This is a genomic window from uncultured Shewanella sp., from assembly GCF_947491715.1.
Taxonomy (GTDB): Bacteria; Pseudomonadota; Gammaproteobacteria; order Enterobacterales; family Shewanellaceae; genus Shewanella.
The window spans coordinates 1-304 of the sequence record NZ_CANLKR010000140.1 but is presented as its reverse complement, the minus strand read 5'-3'; the positions used below and the strand labels follow the sequence as shown (position 1 = coordinate 304).

At 48.7% G+C, this 304-nt stretch carries 1 rRNA gene; it reads left to right on the top strand.

From position 1 onward, the window contains the following. Positions 1-304, top strand: a 23S ribosomal RNA gene (locus tag Q0779_RS23860); the annotation flags it as partial.

The window sequence follows — 304 nt, the reverse complement described above, 5'->3', positions numbered from 1 at the left end:
ATAGCTCACTAGTCGAGTCGGCCTGCGCGGAAGATTTAACGGGGCTAAGCAATACACCGAAGCTACGGGTACTAGTGCATCACCAGATGTAATTTCATCAGCTAACTTCTGCGAGCTTTAGCGAGTAGAAGGTCAAGCCATCAACACGTCGAGTGATGATGAGCGAAGCAATATGGGGTTATATGTGGGATGCACTAGTGCGGTAGAGGAGCGTTCTGTAAGCCGTTGAAGGTGAAGGGGTAACCCACACTGGAGGTATCAGAAGTGCGAATGCTGACATGAGTAACGATAAAGGGAGTGAAAA